Origin of the sequence: Acinetobacter sp. UBA6571, from assembly GCF_002434085.1 — a bacterium.
GTDB lineage: Bacteria > Pseudomonadota > Gammaproteobacteria > Pseudomonadales > Moraxellaceae > Acinetobacter > Acinetobacter radioresistens.
Genome location: NZ_DJJJ01000008.1, coordinates 1 through 15,919 on the forward strand (window position 1 = coordinate 1; position 15,919 = coordinate 15,919).

Genomic DNA, 15,919 nt, shown 5'->3' on the forward strand with positions numbered 1-15,919 from the left:
TTATCTTCTAAACTGGCAATAGCCTGATGTGCAGCATTCGGCTCGGCATCAAGAATATTTTTACGCCGTTCATTATAAAATCGTTGTACCAGTTCAGGATTTTTGGACCAGGCTTCAGGCGTAGCGACTTCCTCAATACGGTATTGCTCCCAAAGTCCATTGCTATCGCGAAAGGTATTAATTCCACTTTCTGCACTCATGCCTGCACCAGAAAAAACAACCAGTTTCTTCATAGTTATTATGCTCCATTGCTTAAAGTTTATTTCTAATGTAATTCAGCTAAATCAACATATTAAAGCTTTAGCTAGAAGTTTATATCAGTCAGGCATCTCATCAATATTTCGTGGTTCAGCTCGGGGCTGTACATTCATGCGATGGCGAAATGATGAGGAATGTTCATAAGCCTGAATTCGTACCCGCATAATCGACCCTAATGGCTGATGTTCACGAATTCCATGCCAAGGATTAAAAGAAAGGACATCATCTGAATACACCCGTCGGGCCGGACCAAAAGTATCCTGCTGGGGAAAATGCAGAATACCAATATTCTGATGTGGAGATTCTTCTTCACGCCATAAAACTGCTGCATCCTCAACTGGCATCCGTTCAAGATCAGTACAAAGTTGCGCACGTATTACGTAATCAGCAGTATTATGTTTAAAAAAATCCCTGACCAGATCACGGATGGTGGACTCGGATTCAATCTGCATCTGTTGTCCTGTAAGTGTTTTTACTGAATCGGACTCAGGGGCAACACTAATCTTAGTAATATAATCGCCATAGCGTAACGCAGCCATTGTATGATAGGTCTCACCTAATATGTGGTTCTGGCTGCGAGCCAGACCTTGCAAAGTTGCAGGCGCGGGAACTCCTGCAGATTCTACTAACTGATTAACGCCACGTAATACTGAACGCATACCGCGCATCATACTCTCAGGTGCCTGCTCGCCTTGGGTAATGAAAGGCAGCATCTGTTTGTATTTTCGTACTGTCCCGAAAGCCAGTACCGGTATATTGACCATTAAAAAATCCTGATTATGACCATCACTGGGATCATCAGGAAGTAACCGGTGTCCGGGAACATTTAAAATTTTAAGAGCAAAGCCATGAGGTGCCGGAATCTTATCGCTACGCAAATCTCCCGGGGCAGCAGAAAGACGCACCATAACATCATAATGGCCAGGGTGAGCGAACAGGCCTTGGCGCAAATGTTCAGGCAAATTTTCAGGAACCTTCAAAATTCCTTTTAAGAATCCATGTGATTTTGCATGAGCATCACGGACAGCATGACGGTGTTTATCAAAGACTTTACAGTTTGTTTCAGCCATCTGCTCGACAATTTCCTGAATCAGACGGTCCTCATCTGGCTGTTTTTGTTCTACTCCGGGATAGTAGCGCACATAGCGTTCCGGCATGACAAGGCTCCTTTATTATTTGAATATGACTAAATTTAAAAATAAGAAAATAATTTGGTACTAATCTAGCCAACTCTAAAGCAATGAAATATGCAACTTGGTAAACAATTCGAGTGTATTTGGTAAATATAAAGTGCTGGCTTGAAACCTAGAGGGGACTATTGTAGAAACATTTTTTGCCACATGAGCTTACAGTCAGGCATGTTATGCTTGAACTTATTGTTCAGCCATTCAAAGGATAGTTTTGTGCAATTACATCATCATATACAAACTGCTTCTGAGGCCACTACACAAACTCCAGTTGTATTGTTGCATGGTTTATTTGGTAGTTACAGTAATTTGAATATGCTGGCACGGGGTATAAAAGACCGTGATATTTTTCAGCTGGATTTGAGGAATCATGGACAGTCTGGGCATTCGGCCGAACATAATTACGAACTGATGGCACAAGATGTAATCGAAACTTTAGAACCCTTTAAACTGGAGAAAGTCATTCTGATCGGGCACTCTATGGGCGGAAAAGTTGTGATGAAAATTGCGGCTTTAAGACCGGAGTGGGTAGAAAAGTTGATCGTACTGGATATTTCACCTGTGCATAGTAATCATGGTGAACATGAGCAGATTTTTAAGGCATTAAAAGCAGTAGAAGCCAGTGATGTACAAACCCGACCTGAAGCAATGACAATTATGCGTGAATACCTTCAGGAAGAAATGGTTATACAGTTCCTGATGAAATCCTTTAAGGCTGGGCACTGGCTGTTTAATGTCGATGCTCTGGCGAACAATTACCCGAATATTCTGGCATGGGAAACTATTGAGCCCTCATCCATTCCAACCTTATTCATCAAAGGTAGCAAGTCACCTTATATTTCCAAAGAAAAACATTTTCAGGCAATTCACCAGCAGTTTCCATTTGCACGGATTGAAGAGGTTGAGGCAGGCCACTGGTTACATGCAGAGAAAACAGAACAGGTTATGGCACTCATCTTAAATATGCTGTATACCTGAGCCTTATAGTTTTCTAGACTTCATATCTTAAAATATAAAAAACCTGTCATTAGACAGGTTTTTTATATTTATTAATTAGTGGTCATGATGAAGATATTCTGGTTCTTTTGGTAGTGCAAAACTACACAGGAAACAGATAACAAGCATGACAATAACATAAACGAAGAAAGTATTTTCAAACCCTGCTTCTTTAAATTTTAAAGCAACGGCAGGAGCCGAGCCTCCAAATAATGCATTACCTACTGCATAAGAGAAACCGACACCAAGTGCACGAACATGGGTCGGGAACATTTCTGCTTTAACCAGGCCACTAATAGACGTATAGAAACTCAGCAACATCATCAGGAAAATAAGCAGGAGCGTTACGATTACAGGTGAATAGCTGAAGTGTCGCATCCCGACAACCATTACTGGATAGATAAAGATAGCACTGGTGGCACTAAACAGCAGCATAGATGCCCGTCGTCCAATCCGGTCGGAAATCATACCGAATATCGGCTGCGCCAGCATAAATACAAATAGGGCACAGGTCATCATAAAACCGACAGTCTTGCCATCAATACCGATATTGGTTAGGTAGGTTTTTGAATAAACAGTAATAACATAGAAAGTTAATGAACCTGCCGAGGTATAGCCAACCACCAGTAAAAAGGTTTTCCAGTGTTTCTGAAATAATGCACGCAGGCTACCAGACTCTTTACGCTCACTGTCTTCATGTGACAGAGTTTCTTCAAGACGGCTACGGGCCAGCAAAGAAATAATGGCGGTAATACCCCCGATGACGAACGGAATACGCCAGCCGCCGTCCATTAACTGTTGTTCACTCATAAAAGCAAGCAGGATCACACCTAGCAGACTCGCTAGAAGTTGACCGCCGGAGAGGGTGACATACTGAAAAGAAGCATAAAAACCACGCTGGCCTTTTAATGCAATCTCGCTCATATAGGTTGCAACCGCTCCGTACTCGCCCCCAACCGATAAACCTTGTAACAGTCGAACCAGTAATAATAAAAATGGAGCTGCCATACCTACCTGTTCATATGTAGGCAGTAAGGCGAAAAGGAAAGAACTTATAGCCATCAAACTGATAGAAATAACCATCGACTGTTTACGGCCCCGGGTATCAGCAATACGGCCAAAAAGCCAGCTACCGATTGGACGCATAAAGAAACTTGCCGCAAATACTCCCCAGACATAAATACCCTGTGCGGTAGAAGTCATATCTGGTGCAGTAAGTGCATGCTGGAAATACATGGCAAAAACAGCATAAATATAAAAATCGAACCATTCCACCAGGTTACCGGAGGAAGCCCCGACAATTCCCAAGACCCGTTTCCGTTTTTCTTCTTTCGTATATATGACTTCACTCATCTAGATATCCTTATGGCTATGCCAGTTGTACTATTTGCTAGATAATCATTATTTAAAATATATAAATGATCGTATTTTCTCTTCTTCTATATAGGAAGAAGATATACACAGTAGTTAGCATTGGCAATTATAGAGATTAAATATTAAAAAGTAGCCATATGAGAAATTTTAGTAAATATATGGGCATTAATTCGGCATTTTTATTATAAATATAAAAAGACTTTTAATTACAGGTAAAAAAACAAGCCCTAAAATATGAAATTTCAGGGCTTCTGGCTTTGAAGTATATTTAAGCAAGCTTAAAATTTCTTGGTGTAATTTACAAAGAACCGGTTCTCGGTAAAGTCATTACCGTATTTGACGTCGTAATTAATCAGAATATATTGCAGAGCTACACCCTTCAGCGCAGGCTGCTGGAATGCATAATTTACAATAATATTTGATTCACTTTCCTTGTTTTCTCGGCCATCTGCAGTTTTAAAGTCATTGCCATATACATACTTCAGTGTCGTATTCAGGCCCGGTACATGGTCTTTAAAGTCATAACCGTAGATAAAGTGATATGACTTTTCATCTTGCTTGAAGAAACCGGTGGTATTCCAGTTAATAAAATAAGTTTCTGGCAAGAAACCGTCTGGAAGCGGGTAAGCAGACTCACCAATAATTTGCTGGTAACCGATACCAAAGCTATGGTTTTTAATCTTGAGAGTTTCCAGTAGACCTACATTTTGTGCATCTATGTCAAAATTATTTCCGGTATCTTGAGCATTAAAATATTTAAAGCGTGAGTTAACTGAAAACTCTGGCTGTTTCCAGGTATGATCTAGACCAAGGTAATGCTTGTTATATAGATTTTCCAGATTACCAAAATAATATTCTGCTTTAAGATTTGGCATGATCTGATAACGCAGGTCAATATAGTTTAAGCCATCAGAAAATTCGGTTATGCCGTTTGAAGTAAATGAAAACTTGCGAAAGTCTTCTTCATTGCGTGGCGAAACCTTGGTAATATGGCCAATTTCCAGATTTAACTGGTCGGTCAGTTGTGATTTAAGATTAGCTCCCCAATAGGACGTCAATAGTTGTCGGCTGGCATCTACGGCAGTAACCGGTAAATCCAGCCATAACTCACCCAAACTGAGCAATGTTCTGTCATAACCCAGTTTTAAGGTAGCGCCATATTTTAAAAAGTCGCGTGCTTGCGTTTGAGTTACCGGATCAAAAGGTAGAACAGTATCGGCAACGTGTTTGTCTGAACTTAAACGTACCGCGTACTGTACTGAGGCATCTGCACCAATTTTGACTGGCAGTCCTGCAATCTCAAGTGGGGTGTCAATCATTCTGGATTTATAGAATAAAGAAGCAGACTGTGACCAGCTGCCGGTATCTTTTAAATCGGAACGTTCAAAGTTACGATCAATATATGCATTTTTTAAGGTAAATTTCCATTCATCTTCAACTGGAAAAAGTACAGGTAAACTTGGAGCAGCAGTAGAAGCTTTGTTTTGCTGTACGGGACTTCCTGCAATATTCTCTGGAAGCGGTGTACTCTGATGAACTGCTGTATCCTGATTACCTAGCGGAGATTCAGCTGCCCAAAGCGGTAGAGATGCCGTAAATGCTGCCAGCATAACCCCTGAAGAAACTGCAAGATGTTTAGTTTTTAATTCATTCATAGAGTTTAGTTCCATTTCTTGAAATAATGTGCCCATCCTGGGCACATAGATAAGTTAAGTATTTAATGAGGTCGTTGTATTTAAAGGTGGAGCAGGGCTAGCAGTTACAGATACTTTTAAATTGACCAGAAAAATTGCTAGGGCAGCAATAATACCGGGAATAGCAATCGCTAAAAAGTTCATCTGATGTGGTAACACCAGTGTAAGTAAGGCACCTGTTAATACAGGTCCAACAATTGCACCAATCCTGCCTATACCGGATGCCCATCCCAAACCGGTTGAACGTACAGCTGTTGGATAAAACTGTGCGACAAAAGTATAAAGTAGAATTTGCGATCCGATGGTTGCTGCGCCAGCAATCGCGATCAAGCTATACAGCACAAATTGCGGGCTGTTGAAACCTAGTAAGATCAGGGCAAGAGCACCTAATATAAACATGGTAGTAATGACAGGTTTCAGATGGAATCTGTCTGCCAGTACTCCACCACCAATTGCTCCTACCATTCCCCCAATATTTAAGGCAAACAGAAACAGCATGCTGGCACCTAGTGAATAGCCTGCTTGCAACATCAGTTTTGGTAGCCAGCTTCCTAAAGCGTAGACCATCAATAGACACATGAAAAAGGCTATCCAGAACATGAATGTACTGAAAGTACGTCCACGCTGAAATAAGGCACGAACAGGTGCACCCTGATGATCAATGTTTTCATTTAAATAAAGTTCAGTCTCAGACCCTACAGCTAGCTGAGGAGATAATTTCTGAACAATATTTTTAGCTTGTTGCTCGTCTTGGGACTTGATCAGGAATGCAAGAGATTCAGGCAGAAGTTTCCAGAGTAAAGGTAAAAACAGTAAAGGAATACCCGCTATGTAAAACATAATCTGCCAACCATGATCTTTGACTAACCAGGCACCAAGTAAGGCAGATACCATACCGCCAATGGCATAGCCACTAAACATGATTGCGACTAAAGTACTGCGAATTTTCTTTGGTGCATATTCTGTCATAAGGGCTACAACATTTGGCATAACCCCTCCGATACCTAGCCCGGCAATAAAGCGTAATATTGCAAATTCGACAGGACCACTGGCAAAAGCGCCTATAAAAGTAAAACCACTAAACAGTGAAACACAGATTAAAATAGTTTTCTTGCGGCCCAGTTTGTCAGATAGCGTGCCAAAAATCATGGCGCCAAACATCATTCCAAATAATGCTGCACTGGCCAGTAAGCCTGCTTGCACTGCCGATAATGACCATTGCTGCATTAATAGCGGTAGTGCGACCCCATAAATAACCAAGTCATAACCATCAAAAATAATAATGATCAGGCATAAAATTAATACCTTCCAATGAAAAGGCGTAAATTTCGCATAGTCTATAAGATCATGAATATTGATCTGACTTTTATTCATTCTTCACCTCCAATCTGTGAAGTACTGAGTAATTATGCTGATAAATTAGGCGGGAGCTTGTATTAAGTCAAAAACTTAATCAGTATATATTTATGTAATAAAGGTATGACTAAAATTTATTATTTAATTATTTGATCTTGAAAAATATTTATCATATTAATGAAAATAGAAATTTATATATTATTTTTATAGTTATATAAAAAATATTTTATAGATAGAGTAAAATAAAAATGTATAAAATTATTTTAACTTAATAAAAATTTTAATAAAAAACCGGATAAATTAATTTATCCGGTTTTGAAATTTAAAAAGAAAATGAGATTTTAAATTATCTTATAAAATCTGAGATTATCTGTTTAAATATTTCAGGCTGTTCAATATTTGAAATATGAGAAGCATTTATTTTGGCAAGTTGAGCATTTGGAATACGCTCAAGCATAAATTCAGCGTCTTCTACGGTAGTGACCGGATCTGCTGTACCTGCAATAATTAATACTGGCACTTTAATCTCTTTAAGCTGATCACGTAAATCCGCTTTAGCCAGAGCCTCACAACAGCTTGCATAACCTTCGGAGCTGCCAGCTGCTAGGTCGTTACTCAAATGCTTTACAATTGCTGTTTGGCTCTGGATAAAGGGTTCGGTAAACCAGCGTGAAGCAGCAGTTGCAGCAATAGGCTTTAAGCCCTGTTCACGGACCAAACTGGCGCGTTCCAGCCAAGCCTGTTCCTGTCCAATTTTTGCTGCTGTATTGCAGACTACAACGTGATTAAAGCGTTCAGGATAATGGATCGCAAGCCATTGTCCTGTCAGGCCGCCCATAGAAATTCCACAAAAGCTGGCGGTCTGTATTTTAAGGTGGTCAAGCAGGTGAATAACATCCAGACCTAATTGTTCAAGCGTATAAGGACCTGGAGGTGCAGAGGAGCTGCCGTGGCCGCGTGTGTCATAGCATATGACAAAAAAGTGAGCTTGGAAGTAATCTAGTTGCTGCTGCCACATACTCAAATTAGTTCCAAGCGAGTTGGAAAAAATCAGTGCCGGCTTGTCTGTATCGCCAAAAGTCTGATAGTGCAGGGCAATATCATTTAAAGTAAATGTTGGCATTATAATTTCCTTGAAATTGTTCAAACCCGTTCAATAATCATGGCGATACCCTGACCGACTCCGATACACATCGAACACAGCGCATAACGGCTATTACTCTGTTCCAGCTGATTGAGTGCAGTGGTCACCAGCCGCGCTCCCGAAGCACCCAGTGGATGACCTAGCGCAATTGCACCCCCATTCGGATTCACCTTGATACTGTCATCCGGCAATCCTAAATCCCGGGTGCAGGCCAGTGCCTGTGCCGCAAATGCTTCATTCAGCTCGATTACATCCATCTGCTCAAGACTTATGCCCGTCTGGTCCAGCAGTCTCCGGATGGCCGGAGCCGGGGCAAAGCCCATAATCCGGGGTTCAACGCCTACCGTGGTCGCCGCAACAATTCTGGCACGCGGCTTGAGCTGGTACCGGGCAACAGCCTCATCTGAAGCCACCAGTACTGCGGCTGCACCATCATTAATTCCTGAAGCATTGCCCGCAGTGACCGTGCCTTCTGCCTTGACTACAGGTTTAAGCCGGGTCAGGCCCTCAAGCGTGGTTGAGGCACGTGGATGTTCATCGCTATCAACCACTACTGCTTCCCCCTTACGCTGCGGTATCGTTACCGGGGTCAGCTCGTGTGCGAAGAAACCTCGCTGCTGGGCGGCAGCCGTGCGCTGCTGGCTGGTCAGGGCAAAGCGATCCTGGTCTGCCCGGTTAATGCCAAACTGCTCAGCGACATTCTCGGCAGTTTGTGGCATGGTTTCAACACCATACATTTCTTTCAACTTGGGATTGATAAACCGCCAGCCCATGGTGGTGTCTTCAATCTTCTGGCTGCGGCTAAAAGCCGATTCAGCCTTGCCCATGACAAAGGGCGCACGGGTCATGCTTTCTACCCCACCGGCAATGACTAGATGGGCTTCTCCGGCCTTGATGGCACGCGCTGCCATGGCGATGGCATCCATGGACGAGCCACACAGCCGGTTAACCGTCGTGGCTGGTACCTGATATGGCAGACCTGCCAGCAGGGCTGACATGCGGCCGACATTACGGTTGTCTTCACCCGCCTGATTGGCACAACCATAGATCACATCATCGAGCTGGTTCCAGTCCACGCCCGGGTTACGCTGCATCAAGGCCTGAATCGGCACGGCACCGAGGTCATCAGCACGGACGGCTGCCAGACCGCCGCCATAACGGCCAAAGGGAGTACGGATGGCATCAACAATATAAGCATTCTTCATGGGTTCTGACCTTCTATTCTCTGCTGCATGGGGACAGTGAATCTATCAATTTGAGGTGGCATCAAGCAGGCGGGCACCGGTCAGTGACTGCAGCTCGTCAAAAGACAGCCCGTCGACTTTCTCGATGACCTTCAGACCTTCCGCGCTGACATCAATCACGCACAGGTCGGTATAGATACGGTCAACACATTTCAGGCCGGTTGCTGGGTAGCTGAGTTCGGCCACAATTTTTGGTTCACCTTTTTTGGTGACATGGTCCGTGGTTACAAATACTTTCTTGGCACCTACAGCCAGGTCCATTGCCCCACCAACTGCCGGGATGGCATCTGCCGCTCCGGTATGCCAGTTGGCCAGATCACCATTTTCAGCCACCTGAAAAGCGCCGAGTACACAAATATCCAGATGACCACCACGCATCATGGCAAACGAGTCACCGTGATGAAAAAAGGCACCACCTTGCAGCATGGTGACGTATTCCTTGCCAGCATTGATCAGTTCCGGGTCTTCTTCACCCGTTGCCGGTGGCGGACCAAAGGCCAGTAGGCCGTTTTCCGAGTGCAGGAATACATCCTTGTCTTCTGGCAGGTAACTGGCAATTCTGGTCGGCAGGCCAATACCCAGGTTGACATAGGCACCATCCGGAATATCTTGGGCAACCCGGGCTGCAATCTGGTCACGGGTCAGTTTGGTATAGCTCATCATATTCTCCTTGGCGGCTTATGCGTGGGTATTCGGGCTCGATGGCGTGACCGCCACGACATGCTGGACAAAGATTCCCGGGGTCACGATATGTTCCGGATCCAGTGCACCCAGCTCTACCACCTCGGAGACCTGGGCAATGGTGACCTCGGCTGCCATGGCCATAATCGGACCGAAATTGCGTGCAGATTTACGGTAGACCAGGTTGCCCCAGCGGTCACCCTGATGAGCCTTGATCAGGGCGAAGTCAGCCCTGATCGGGTTTTCCAGCACATAGTCCTTGCCTTCGTGGTGCAGGGTAGGCTTGCCTTCGGCCAGCAGGGTGCCGAAGCCGGTAGGTGTATAAATGGGGCCAAGGCCCATACCGGCCGCCTGGATGCGGCAGGCCAGATTACCCTGCGGAACCAGCTCCAGTTCGATCTTGCCGGCACGGTAGAGTTCATCGAAAACCCAGGAGTCGGACTGGCGCGGGAAGGAGCAGATGATTTTACGTACAGCGCCTGACTTGAGCAGTTTGGCCAGACCATAATCACCGTTACCGGCGTTGTTATTTACAATGACCAGATCCTGCACGCCAAGCTCGATCAGGCCATCGATGAGTTCAGCTGGCTGGCCGGCTGTACCGAAGCCGCCAATCATGATGGTAGAGCTGTCTTTAATCTGTGAAAGCACTTCGGCTAAGGAAGTCCTGCTTTTATCAATCATAATATGTCCTAGTCAAATAGATAACCTGTTTCAGCTTTTCGAGCTTTGGGTAGAAGCTACAGCAGCCGTAATTGGCTCATGTTTACTCAGTACCAGATGTGCAATTACACCAATACAGATACCCCAGAAAACCGAGCTGAGGCCCAGAAAATGCATGCCAGAGGCAGTGGCTAAAAATGTAATCAGCGCTGCATCCCGCTGAGCATCATTTTTCATTGCCATACTAATATTGGTGGCAATCGCTCCTAATAATGCAAGTCCTGCTAATGCAGCTACCAGTTCCTTGGGTAACAAACTAAAAAGCATGACAATACTGCCAGCGAACAGACCGCCCAAAATGTAGAAAATACCGTTGGCGATCCCAGCAATATAACGCTTGTCTTTAAGTTCATGGGCATCTTTACCCATACATAATGCTGCCGTGATTGAAGCCAGTACAATAGTGATACCCCCTACACAGGCCACAGCAAGAGAGGCAATACTGGTAACACTGATAATCGGTTTGGCCGGCGTGTCATAGCCGCTCAGTTTCATAATTGCCATACCTGGTAAAAACTGTCCGGACAGGCTGACCAGAATCAGTGGAATAGTCAGGTTTAATGTGGAATTCCATGACCACTCAGGCATGATGAATTGTGGAATGGCAAGGGAAAAATTCATTTCAACCGGATTCATTTTTCCAAGAATCAGACTTAAACCGATGCCAGACACTAAAACCCAGATCATTGCATAGCGTGGACTTAAACGTTTTGCGACCAGATAAACCCCTAGCATGCCAAATACAATGATGGGCATGCTATCTGTAGCTTTAAACAGTCCCAGACCGAACTGGAATAAAATCCCCGCCATCATGCCAGCTGCTACATCCTGAGGAATCCATTTCAATAATTTATCAAAATAGCCGGTGGCACCGATGGCAAAAATTACTAATGCAGAAGTGATATAGGCGCCTACTGCCTCATTTAGGGAAATATGAGGGAATAACGTGACCAGCAGGGCAGTTCCCGGAGCAGACCAGGCAGTAATTACCGGAGTTTTATAACGTATGGACAGGTAAATTCCTGCAACTGCTGCACCGATTGAAATTCCCCAGATCCATGAAATCATCATGGCACTAGAAACATTAGCCTGTTGTGCCGCCTGGAAAAAAATAATTAAAGGACCTGAATAAGAAATCAGCACTGCCAGAAATCCTGCGACAGTTGCTGAAATTGACCAGTCTGCTTTTAATGTCCTGAACAGGGTTGCCATTGCGCATTCGCCTCCATGCAATTAAATTCAATGATCCTGTTGAATCTTTTTATATAAGATCAGGTCTAACCCTGATCACCTCCACCTACCGGTATGACACTGCCGGTAATATACGATGACTCGTCAGAAGCCAGAAAAACAATGGCATTTACTTGTTCCTGAATAGTTCCATAGCGGTGCATTAAAGACCGGTCAATCGTCTGGTCAACCACTTCCTGCATCCAGTGTTTTTCAGCGTCTGAAAGTGGGCTGTCATTCCGGGGCACTTTCCGTGGAGGTGCCTCAGTTCCGCCTGTCGCTACAGCATTGACCCGGATTCCATCTTTGGCATGTTCAAATGCTAAAGATGCTGTTATGGCATTTACACCACCTTTAGAAGCGGAGTAGGGAATACGATTAATACCACGGGTAGCGATAGAAGAGACATTAACAATAACACCGGACTGATTTTTAATCATTTCTGGTAAAACTGCACGACAGCACCATAAAGTCGGGAAAAGTGAACGGTTTACTTCCTTGATGATTTCCTCTTCAGAAAATTCCTGAAAAGGTTTCATCCAGATGGCACCACCCACATTATTGATCAGTACATCAACACGACCATAAGTTTCCACTGCTTTACTCACGACTGCCTGAGCACCGGCAAAAGTTTCTAGATCTGCCTGAATGGTGACAGCGTTACCACCCGCCGCTTTAATTTCGGCTGATACTTCTTCTACATAGTCAGAGCGGTCTGCCATCACTACCTGAGCACCTTCTGCCGCTACACGCAAAGCTACTCCACGACCAATGCCTTGAGCTGCCCCAGTAACAATGACTACTTTATTATTAAATCTTTGCATATTCATAAGCTTCTCCACAGAGATTAATTTGCAGAGAATTTTTCAAACAGGAAGTTTGCAGGTTTAACACCTTCAGCGTCCAGCCAGCCGCGTACTGCCTCGACCATTGGCACCGGTCCGCAAAGATAAATATCTACATCACCGCTATTTAACCAGTCATGATCAATATGATTGGACACATATCCCTTACGTTCATGCAGGCTTTCCGGATTAGCTACAACTGTGCAGTATTCAAACCACGGAAATTTTTCCTGAAGCTCATCAAGTTTTTCAAGAGCCACCAGATCAAAGTCGTTGGTTACACCAAAAACTAGACGTACAGGCTGTTCACAGCCCTTTTCTTGCAGTACCTGTAGCATTGACATGAACGGTGCTATACCTGTACCACCTGCCAACATGAGGACCGGGCGGTTAATATGACGCAGGTAAAAACTGCCAAATGGACCGGTAAAACTCATCTTGTCGCCCGGTTTTACAGTTTTGCTTAGAAACTCACTCATTTTGCCATTGGGTACATTACGCACGACAAAACCAGTCAGGCGATTGCCCGGTTTTGAGCTAAAAGAATAGGAACGGGTTTCCGTAGTTCCCGGAATCTCAACATTAACATACTGCCCAGCCAGAAAATGAATATCCGGCTGGCCTTCATCAAGTTCAATATCAAATGTAATTGTCGAGTCAGACAGGTTTTCAACCCGTGATAGAGTACCCTGAAATTTATGGATTTCAGTTTTACATACATCTGAAGATGCCTGGATCTGGAATACGGCATCTGAAGTAGGGCGGCACTGACAGGCCAGAATATAACCTTCTTCAGCTTCTTCCGGTGTAAGTGCATCTTCAATATAGTTTTCTTCTGGCATGTCATAGCTACCAGATTCACAGAACGCACGACATGTACCACAGGCGCCATCACGGCAATCCAGAGGAATATTGATTTTTTGGCGATAAGCTGCATCTGACAGAGTTTCACCCTGAGCAACACTGATGAATCGGGTAACGCCATCTTCAAATTGAAGTGCTACATTGTGGTTTGACATGGCTTGAATCCTGCAAAAATATTAAAACTGGAGCGCTCAGCCAACATTCCGTTTGGCTGAGATTTGATACATGTTAGATATGGTAGATATCAATGACTTGATTGATATAGTCGTTCTTAAGCACTACATATTTGCTCAGGATTTTTGCTTCATTACCTGAAAAATCAATCACATAACGTGACATACCAAAATAGCTGTAGCTGGTTTTATAACGGTAACTCAAAGTATTCCAATTAAAACGTACCATGACCTTGCCGCCTTCACATTCAACTATTTCAATATTTGAAATATTATGACTGGTACGGGTGTCAGGCATGGTGGCACTTGAACGTTCTGTTTTAATCCGGAAAATCCGGTCTTCAAGTCCTTGACGGTCAGGGTAGTAAATCAGGGAGATTTCAGACTGCGGGTTTTCAGTGAGTTTGTCATCATCATCCCAGGCAGGCATCCAGAAAGAAGCTTCCGGCGCATAGCAGGCCAGCCATTCATCCCACTGTTCATCATCCAGAAAACGGGCTTCTTTAAAAAGAAACTGGCTGACCTGTTCCAGTGTTACGGTTTCGAGGTTCGCTGTTGCATTCATGCGTTCTCTCCTTGATCAGCCAGTGCCTTTTCTGCTGCAATCGCTTTTTTCATCTCATGTAACCAGTGCTGATGCTGGGCTAGATACAGCCCTTCATCTTCAGCTTTAATACCGGAAAGTTTCGGTTTTAAACCAATTTCATTAGCTGCATCATCTGGTCCTTGTACCCAGTGCTTAGATCCACGGCACATATCGTTCCATTCCAGTTCAATACCGGCATATCCTGCTTGGCAGGCACGGAATTCTTCAAGGTCATCCGGAGTTGCCATGCCAGAAGCATTGAAGAAATCTTCATACTGGCGAATGCGGCGTGTACGGGCTTCAGGTGATTCACCTTTAGGGGCGATACAGTAAATGGTTACTTCAGTTTTATTTACTGCCAGGGGACGTAATACCCGGATTTGTGAACCAAACTGATCCATCAGGTAGACATTTGGATACAGACATAAATTTCGTGAGCGTTCAATCATCCATTTGGACATCGCGGCGCCATAACGCTCGGTGTATTCTTCAGCCTTGCTATAATTGGGACGGTCTTCCGGATTGGCCCATTGGGTCCAGAGCAACATATGGCCATTTTCAAAACCATAAGAACCCCCACCTTGCTTGCCCCATGCGCCTGCACTCATGGCCCGAACATTATCACCAGCCTGTTTTTCCTTGCGTTGCTGGGTTGTCGCGGCATAGTTCCAGTGCACGGCAGAAACGTGGTAGCCATCAGCTCCGTTTTCTGCAGTAAGCTTCCAGTTCCCTTCATAGGTGTAAGTCGATGCACCACGCAGAATTTCCAGTCCTTCATCAGACTGGCCAACAATCATGTCAATAATTTTGGTAGCTTCACCCAGAAATTCTTCAAGAGGGGGTACATCAGCATTTAAACTGCCAAACAGGAAACCTTTATAGTTTTCAAAACGTGCCACTTTCTTTAGGTCATGTGAACCGTCTTTATTGAAACAGTCAGAATAACCTGCATCTGCCGGATCTTTTACTTTAAGCAGCTTACCAGAGTTATTAAATGTCCAGCCGTGGAATGGACAGGTATAAGTGGCCTTGTTGCCGCGCTTGTAACGGCAAAGCTGTGCACCGCGGTGCGAGCAGGCATTGATCATAGCATTCAGTTCACCGGTACGGTTACGTGCAATGATGATCGGCTGACGGCCAATATGGGTAGTGTAATAGTCGTTATTGTTCGGAATCTGGCTCTCATGTGCCAAGTATACCCAGTTGCCTTCAAAGATATATTTCATCTCCAGATCAAACAGGGCCTGATCTGTAAAGACTGAGCGGTGAAGTTTAAATTCACCAGTTTCAAAATTGTCTACAAGTAATTCATCAATACGGTCAAGGTGGCTGGTATTGATTACAGGAATACGTGGCATGTCCGTTCTCCGACTTTCCAAATTTGTGGAAGCCACCGGGTTTAGCTAAAAAGAGCTGAACCCGGTATCTCTATAACGCTTAAGCGCTTGCGCGGCGTCGTTCAACTTCGCTAGAAGGAGCAGCTTCTGCTTCTTTCACGAGCTCAACATTAAAAGTGATGTGCTTGAATGGCTTGTCCAGTTCACGACGGGCTATTTCAGCTTCA

14 protein-coding genes and 2 pseudogenes are annotated in these 15,919 nt (G+C 44.3%); 1 reads left to right on the forward strand and 15 read right to left on the reverse strand.

The genetic code is table 11. The features are described 5' to 3' along the window. Both B3X18_RS01090 and B3X18_RS01095 read right to left on the reverse strand, forming a co-directional pair. A partial coding sequence (locus B3X18_RS01090) for a Sir2 family NAD-dependent protein deacetylase (RefSeq protein ID WP_286935034.1) occupies positions 1-242 on the reverse strand: 242 nt, incomplete at its 3' end. A 75-nt stretch (positions 243-317) separates the two neighbouring features. After that, positions 318-1,415 carry a catalase family protein gene (locus B3X18_RS01095; RefSeq protein WP_005026200.1) on the reverse strand — a complete coding sequence of 366 codons (1,098 nt, stop codon included), beginning with the start codon at positions 1,413-1,415 and terminating at the stop codon, positions 318-320. 246 nt (positions 1,416-1,661) lie between these two features. Here B3X18_RS01095 and B3X18_RS01100 point away from each other — a divergent pair, with 246 nt between their 5' ends. Beyond that, positions 1,662-2,423 carry an alpha/beta fold hydrolase gene (locus B3X18_RS01100; protein WP_005026198.1) on the forward strand — a complete coding sequence of 254 codons (762 nt, stop codon included), beginning with the start codon at positions 1,662-1,664 and terminating at the stop codon, positions 2,421-2,423. 75 nt (positions 2,424-2,498) lie between these two features. On the opposite strand, the gene B3X18_RS01105 is transcribed toward B3X18_RS01100, so the two are convergent. The 13 genes and pseudogenes from B3X18_RS01105 to B3X18_RS01165 all read right to left on the reverse strand — a co-directional run. Continuing rightward, entirely contained in the window at positions 2,499-3,794 is a 1,296-nt protein-coding gene (locus tag B3X18_RS01105) for an MFS transporter (protein WP_005406307.1), read from the reverse strand. Positions 3,795-4,093: 299 nt separating this feature from the next. After that, positions 4,094-5,251, reverse strand: a pseudogene (locus B3X18_RS01110) (OprD family outer membrane porin); the annotation flags it as partial. A gap of 273 nt (positions 5,252-5,524) precedes the next feature. After that, positions 5,525-6,883, reverse strand: a complete 1,359-nt coding sequence (locus tag B3X18_RS01115) for an aromatic acid/H+ symport family MFS transporter (protein WP_005026191.1) — start codon at positions 6,881-6,883, stop codon at positions 5,525-5,527. Between the two features lie 328 nt (positions 6,884-7,211). Further along, complete coding sequence (gene pcaD, locus B3X18_RS01120; protein WP_005026189.1) at positions 7,212-7,988, reverse strand: 3-oxoadipate enol-lactonase; 777 nt, start codon at positions 7,986-7,988, stop codon at positions 7,212-7,214. A gap of 20 nt (positions 7,989-8,008) precedes the next feature. After that, positions 8,009-9,214 (reverse strand): 3-oxoadipyl-CoA thiolase, encoded by a 1,206-nt coding sequence (gene pcaF / locus B3X18_RS01125; protein WP_005026186.1) that lies wholly within the window; start codon positions 9,212-9,214, stop codon positions 8,009-8,011. 45 nt (positions 9,215-9,259) lie between these two features. Then, positions 9,260-9,913: a 3-oxoacid CoA-transferase subunit B gene (locus tag B3X18_RS01130; RefSeq protein ID WP_005026184.1), complete on the reverse strand. Its 654-nt coding sequence runs from the start codon at positions 9,911-9,913 to the stop codon at positions 9,260-9,262. Between the two features lie 18 nt (positions 9,914-9,931). After that, on the reverse strand, positions 9,932-10,618 hold the full coding sequence (locus B3X18_RS01135; protein WP_005020035.1) for a 3-oxoacid CoA-transferase subunit A: 687 nt from the start codon (positions 10,616-10,618) through the stop codon (positions 9,932-9,934). A 30-nt stretch (positions 10,619-10,648) separates the two neighbouring features. After that, complete coding sequence (benE, locus tag B3X18_RS01140) at positions 10,649-11,869, reverse strand: benzoate/H(+) symporter BenE (protein WP_005026182.1); 1,221 nt, start codon at positions 11,867-11,869, stop codon at positions 10,649-10,651. A gap of 65 nt (positions 11,870-11,934) precedes the next feature. Further along, positions 11,935-12,717 (reverse strand): 1,6-dihydroxycyclohexa-2,4-diene-1-carboxylate dehydrogenase, encoded by a 783-nt coding sequence (locus B3X18_RS01145; RefSeq protein ID WP_005026180.1) that lies wholly within the window; start codon positions 12,715-12,717, stop codon positions 11,935-11,937. A gap of 17 nt (positions 12,718-12,734) precedes the next feature. Continuing rightward, positions 12,735-13,751 carry a benzoate 1,2-dioxygenase electron transfer component BenC gene (benC, locus tag B3X18_RS01150; RefSeq protein WP_017400589.1) on the reverse strand — a complete coding sequence of 339 codons (1,017 nt, stop codon included), beginning with the start codon at positions 13,749-13,751 and terminating at the stop codon, positions 12,735-12,737. Between the two features lie 73 nt (positions 13,752-13,824). Beyond that, positions 13,825-14,334, reverse strand: coding sequence for a benzoate 1,2-dioxygenase small subunit (benB, locus tag B3X18_RS01155; protein ID WP_005026176.1), 510 nt, complete (start codon positions 14,332-14,334; stop codon positions 13,825-13,827). Then, positions 14,331-15,713 (reverse strand): benzoate 1,2-dioxygenase large subunit, encoded by a 1,383-nt coding sequence (benA, locus tag B3X18_RS01160; RefSeq protein ID WP_017400588.1) that lies wholly within the window; start codon positions 15,711-15,713, stop codon positions 14,331-14,333. Before benA ends, benB begins: the two co-directional genes overlap by 4 nt. Before the next feature lie 79 nt (positions 15,714-15,792). After that, positions 15,793-15,919, reverse strand: a pseudogene (locus tag B3X18_RS01165) (catechol 1,2-dioxygenase); the annotation flags it as partial.

Bases quoted from the DNA above. Each gene is read 5' to 3' on its own strand.
- B3X18_RS01095 (WP_005026200.1), bottom strand. From the start codon at position 1,415: ATGCCGGAACGCTATGTGCGCTACTATCCCGGAGTAGAACAAAAACAG.
- B3X18_RS01105 (WP_005406307.1), bottom strand. From the start codon at position 3,794: ATGAGTGAAGTCATATATACGAAAGAAGAAAAACGGAAACGGGTCTTG.
- B3X18_RS01115 (WP_005026191.1), bottom strand. From the start codon at position 6,883: ATGAATAAAAGTCAGATCAATATTCATGATCTTATAGACTATGCGAAA.
- pcaD (WP_005026189.1), bottom strand. From the start codon at position 7,988: ATGCCAACATTTACTTTAAATGATATTGCCCTGCACTATCAGACTTTT.
- pcaF (WP_005026186.1), bottom strand. From the start codon at position 9,214: ATGAAGAATGCTTATATTGTTGATGCCATCCGTACTCCCTTTGGCCGT.
- B3X18_RS01130 (WP_005026184.1), bottom strand. From the start codon at position 9,913: ATGAGCTATACCAAACTGACCCGTGACCAGATTGCAGCCCGGGTTGCC.
- B3X18_RS01135 (WP_005020035.1), bottom strand. From the start codon at position 10,618: ATGATTGATAAAAGCAGGACTTCCTTAGCCGAAGTGCTTTCACAGATT.
- benE (WP_005026182.1), bottom strand. From the start codon at position 11,869: ATGGCAACCCTGTTCAGGACATTAAAAGCAGACTGGTCAATTTCAGCA.
- B3X18_RS01145 (WP_005026180.1), bottom strand. From the start codon at position 12,717: ATGAATATGCAAAGATTTAATAATAAAGTAGTCATTGTTACTGGGGCA.
- benC (WP_017400589.1), bottom strand. From the start codon at position 13,751: ATGTCAAACCACAATGTAGCACTTCAATTTGAAGATGGCGTTACCCGA.
- benB (WP_005026176.1), bottom strand. From the start codon at position 14,334: ATGAATGCAACAGCGAACCTCGAAACCGTAACACTGGAACAGGTCAGC.
- benA (WP_017400588.1), bottom strand. From the start codon at position 15,713: ATGCCACGTATTCCTGTAATCAATACCAGCCACCTTGACCGTATTGAT.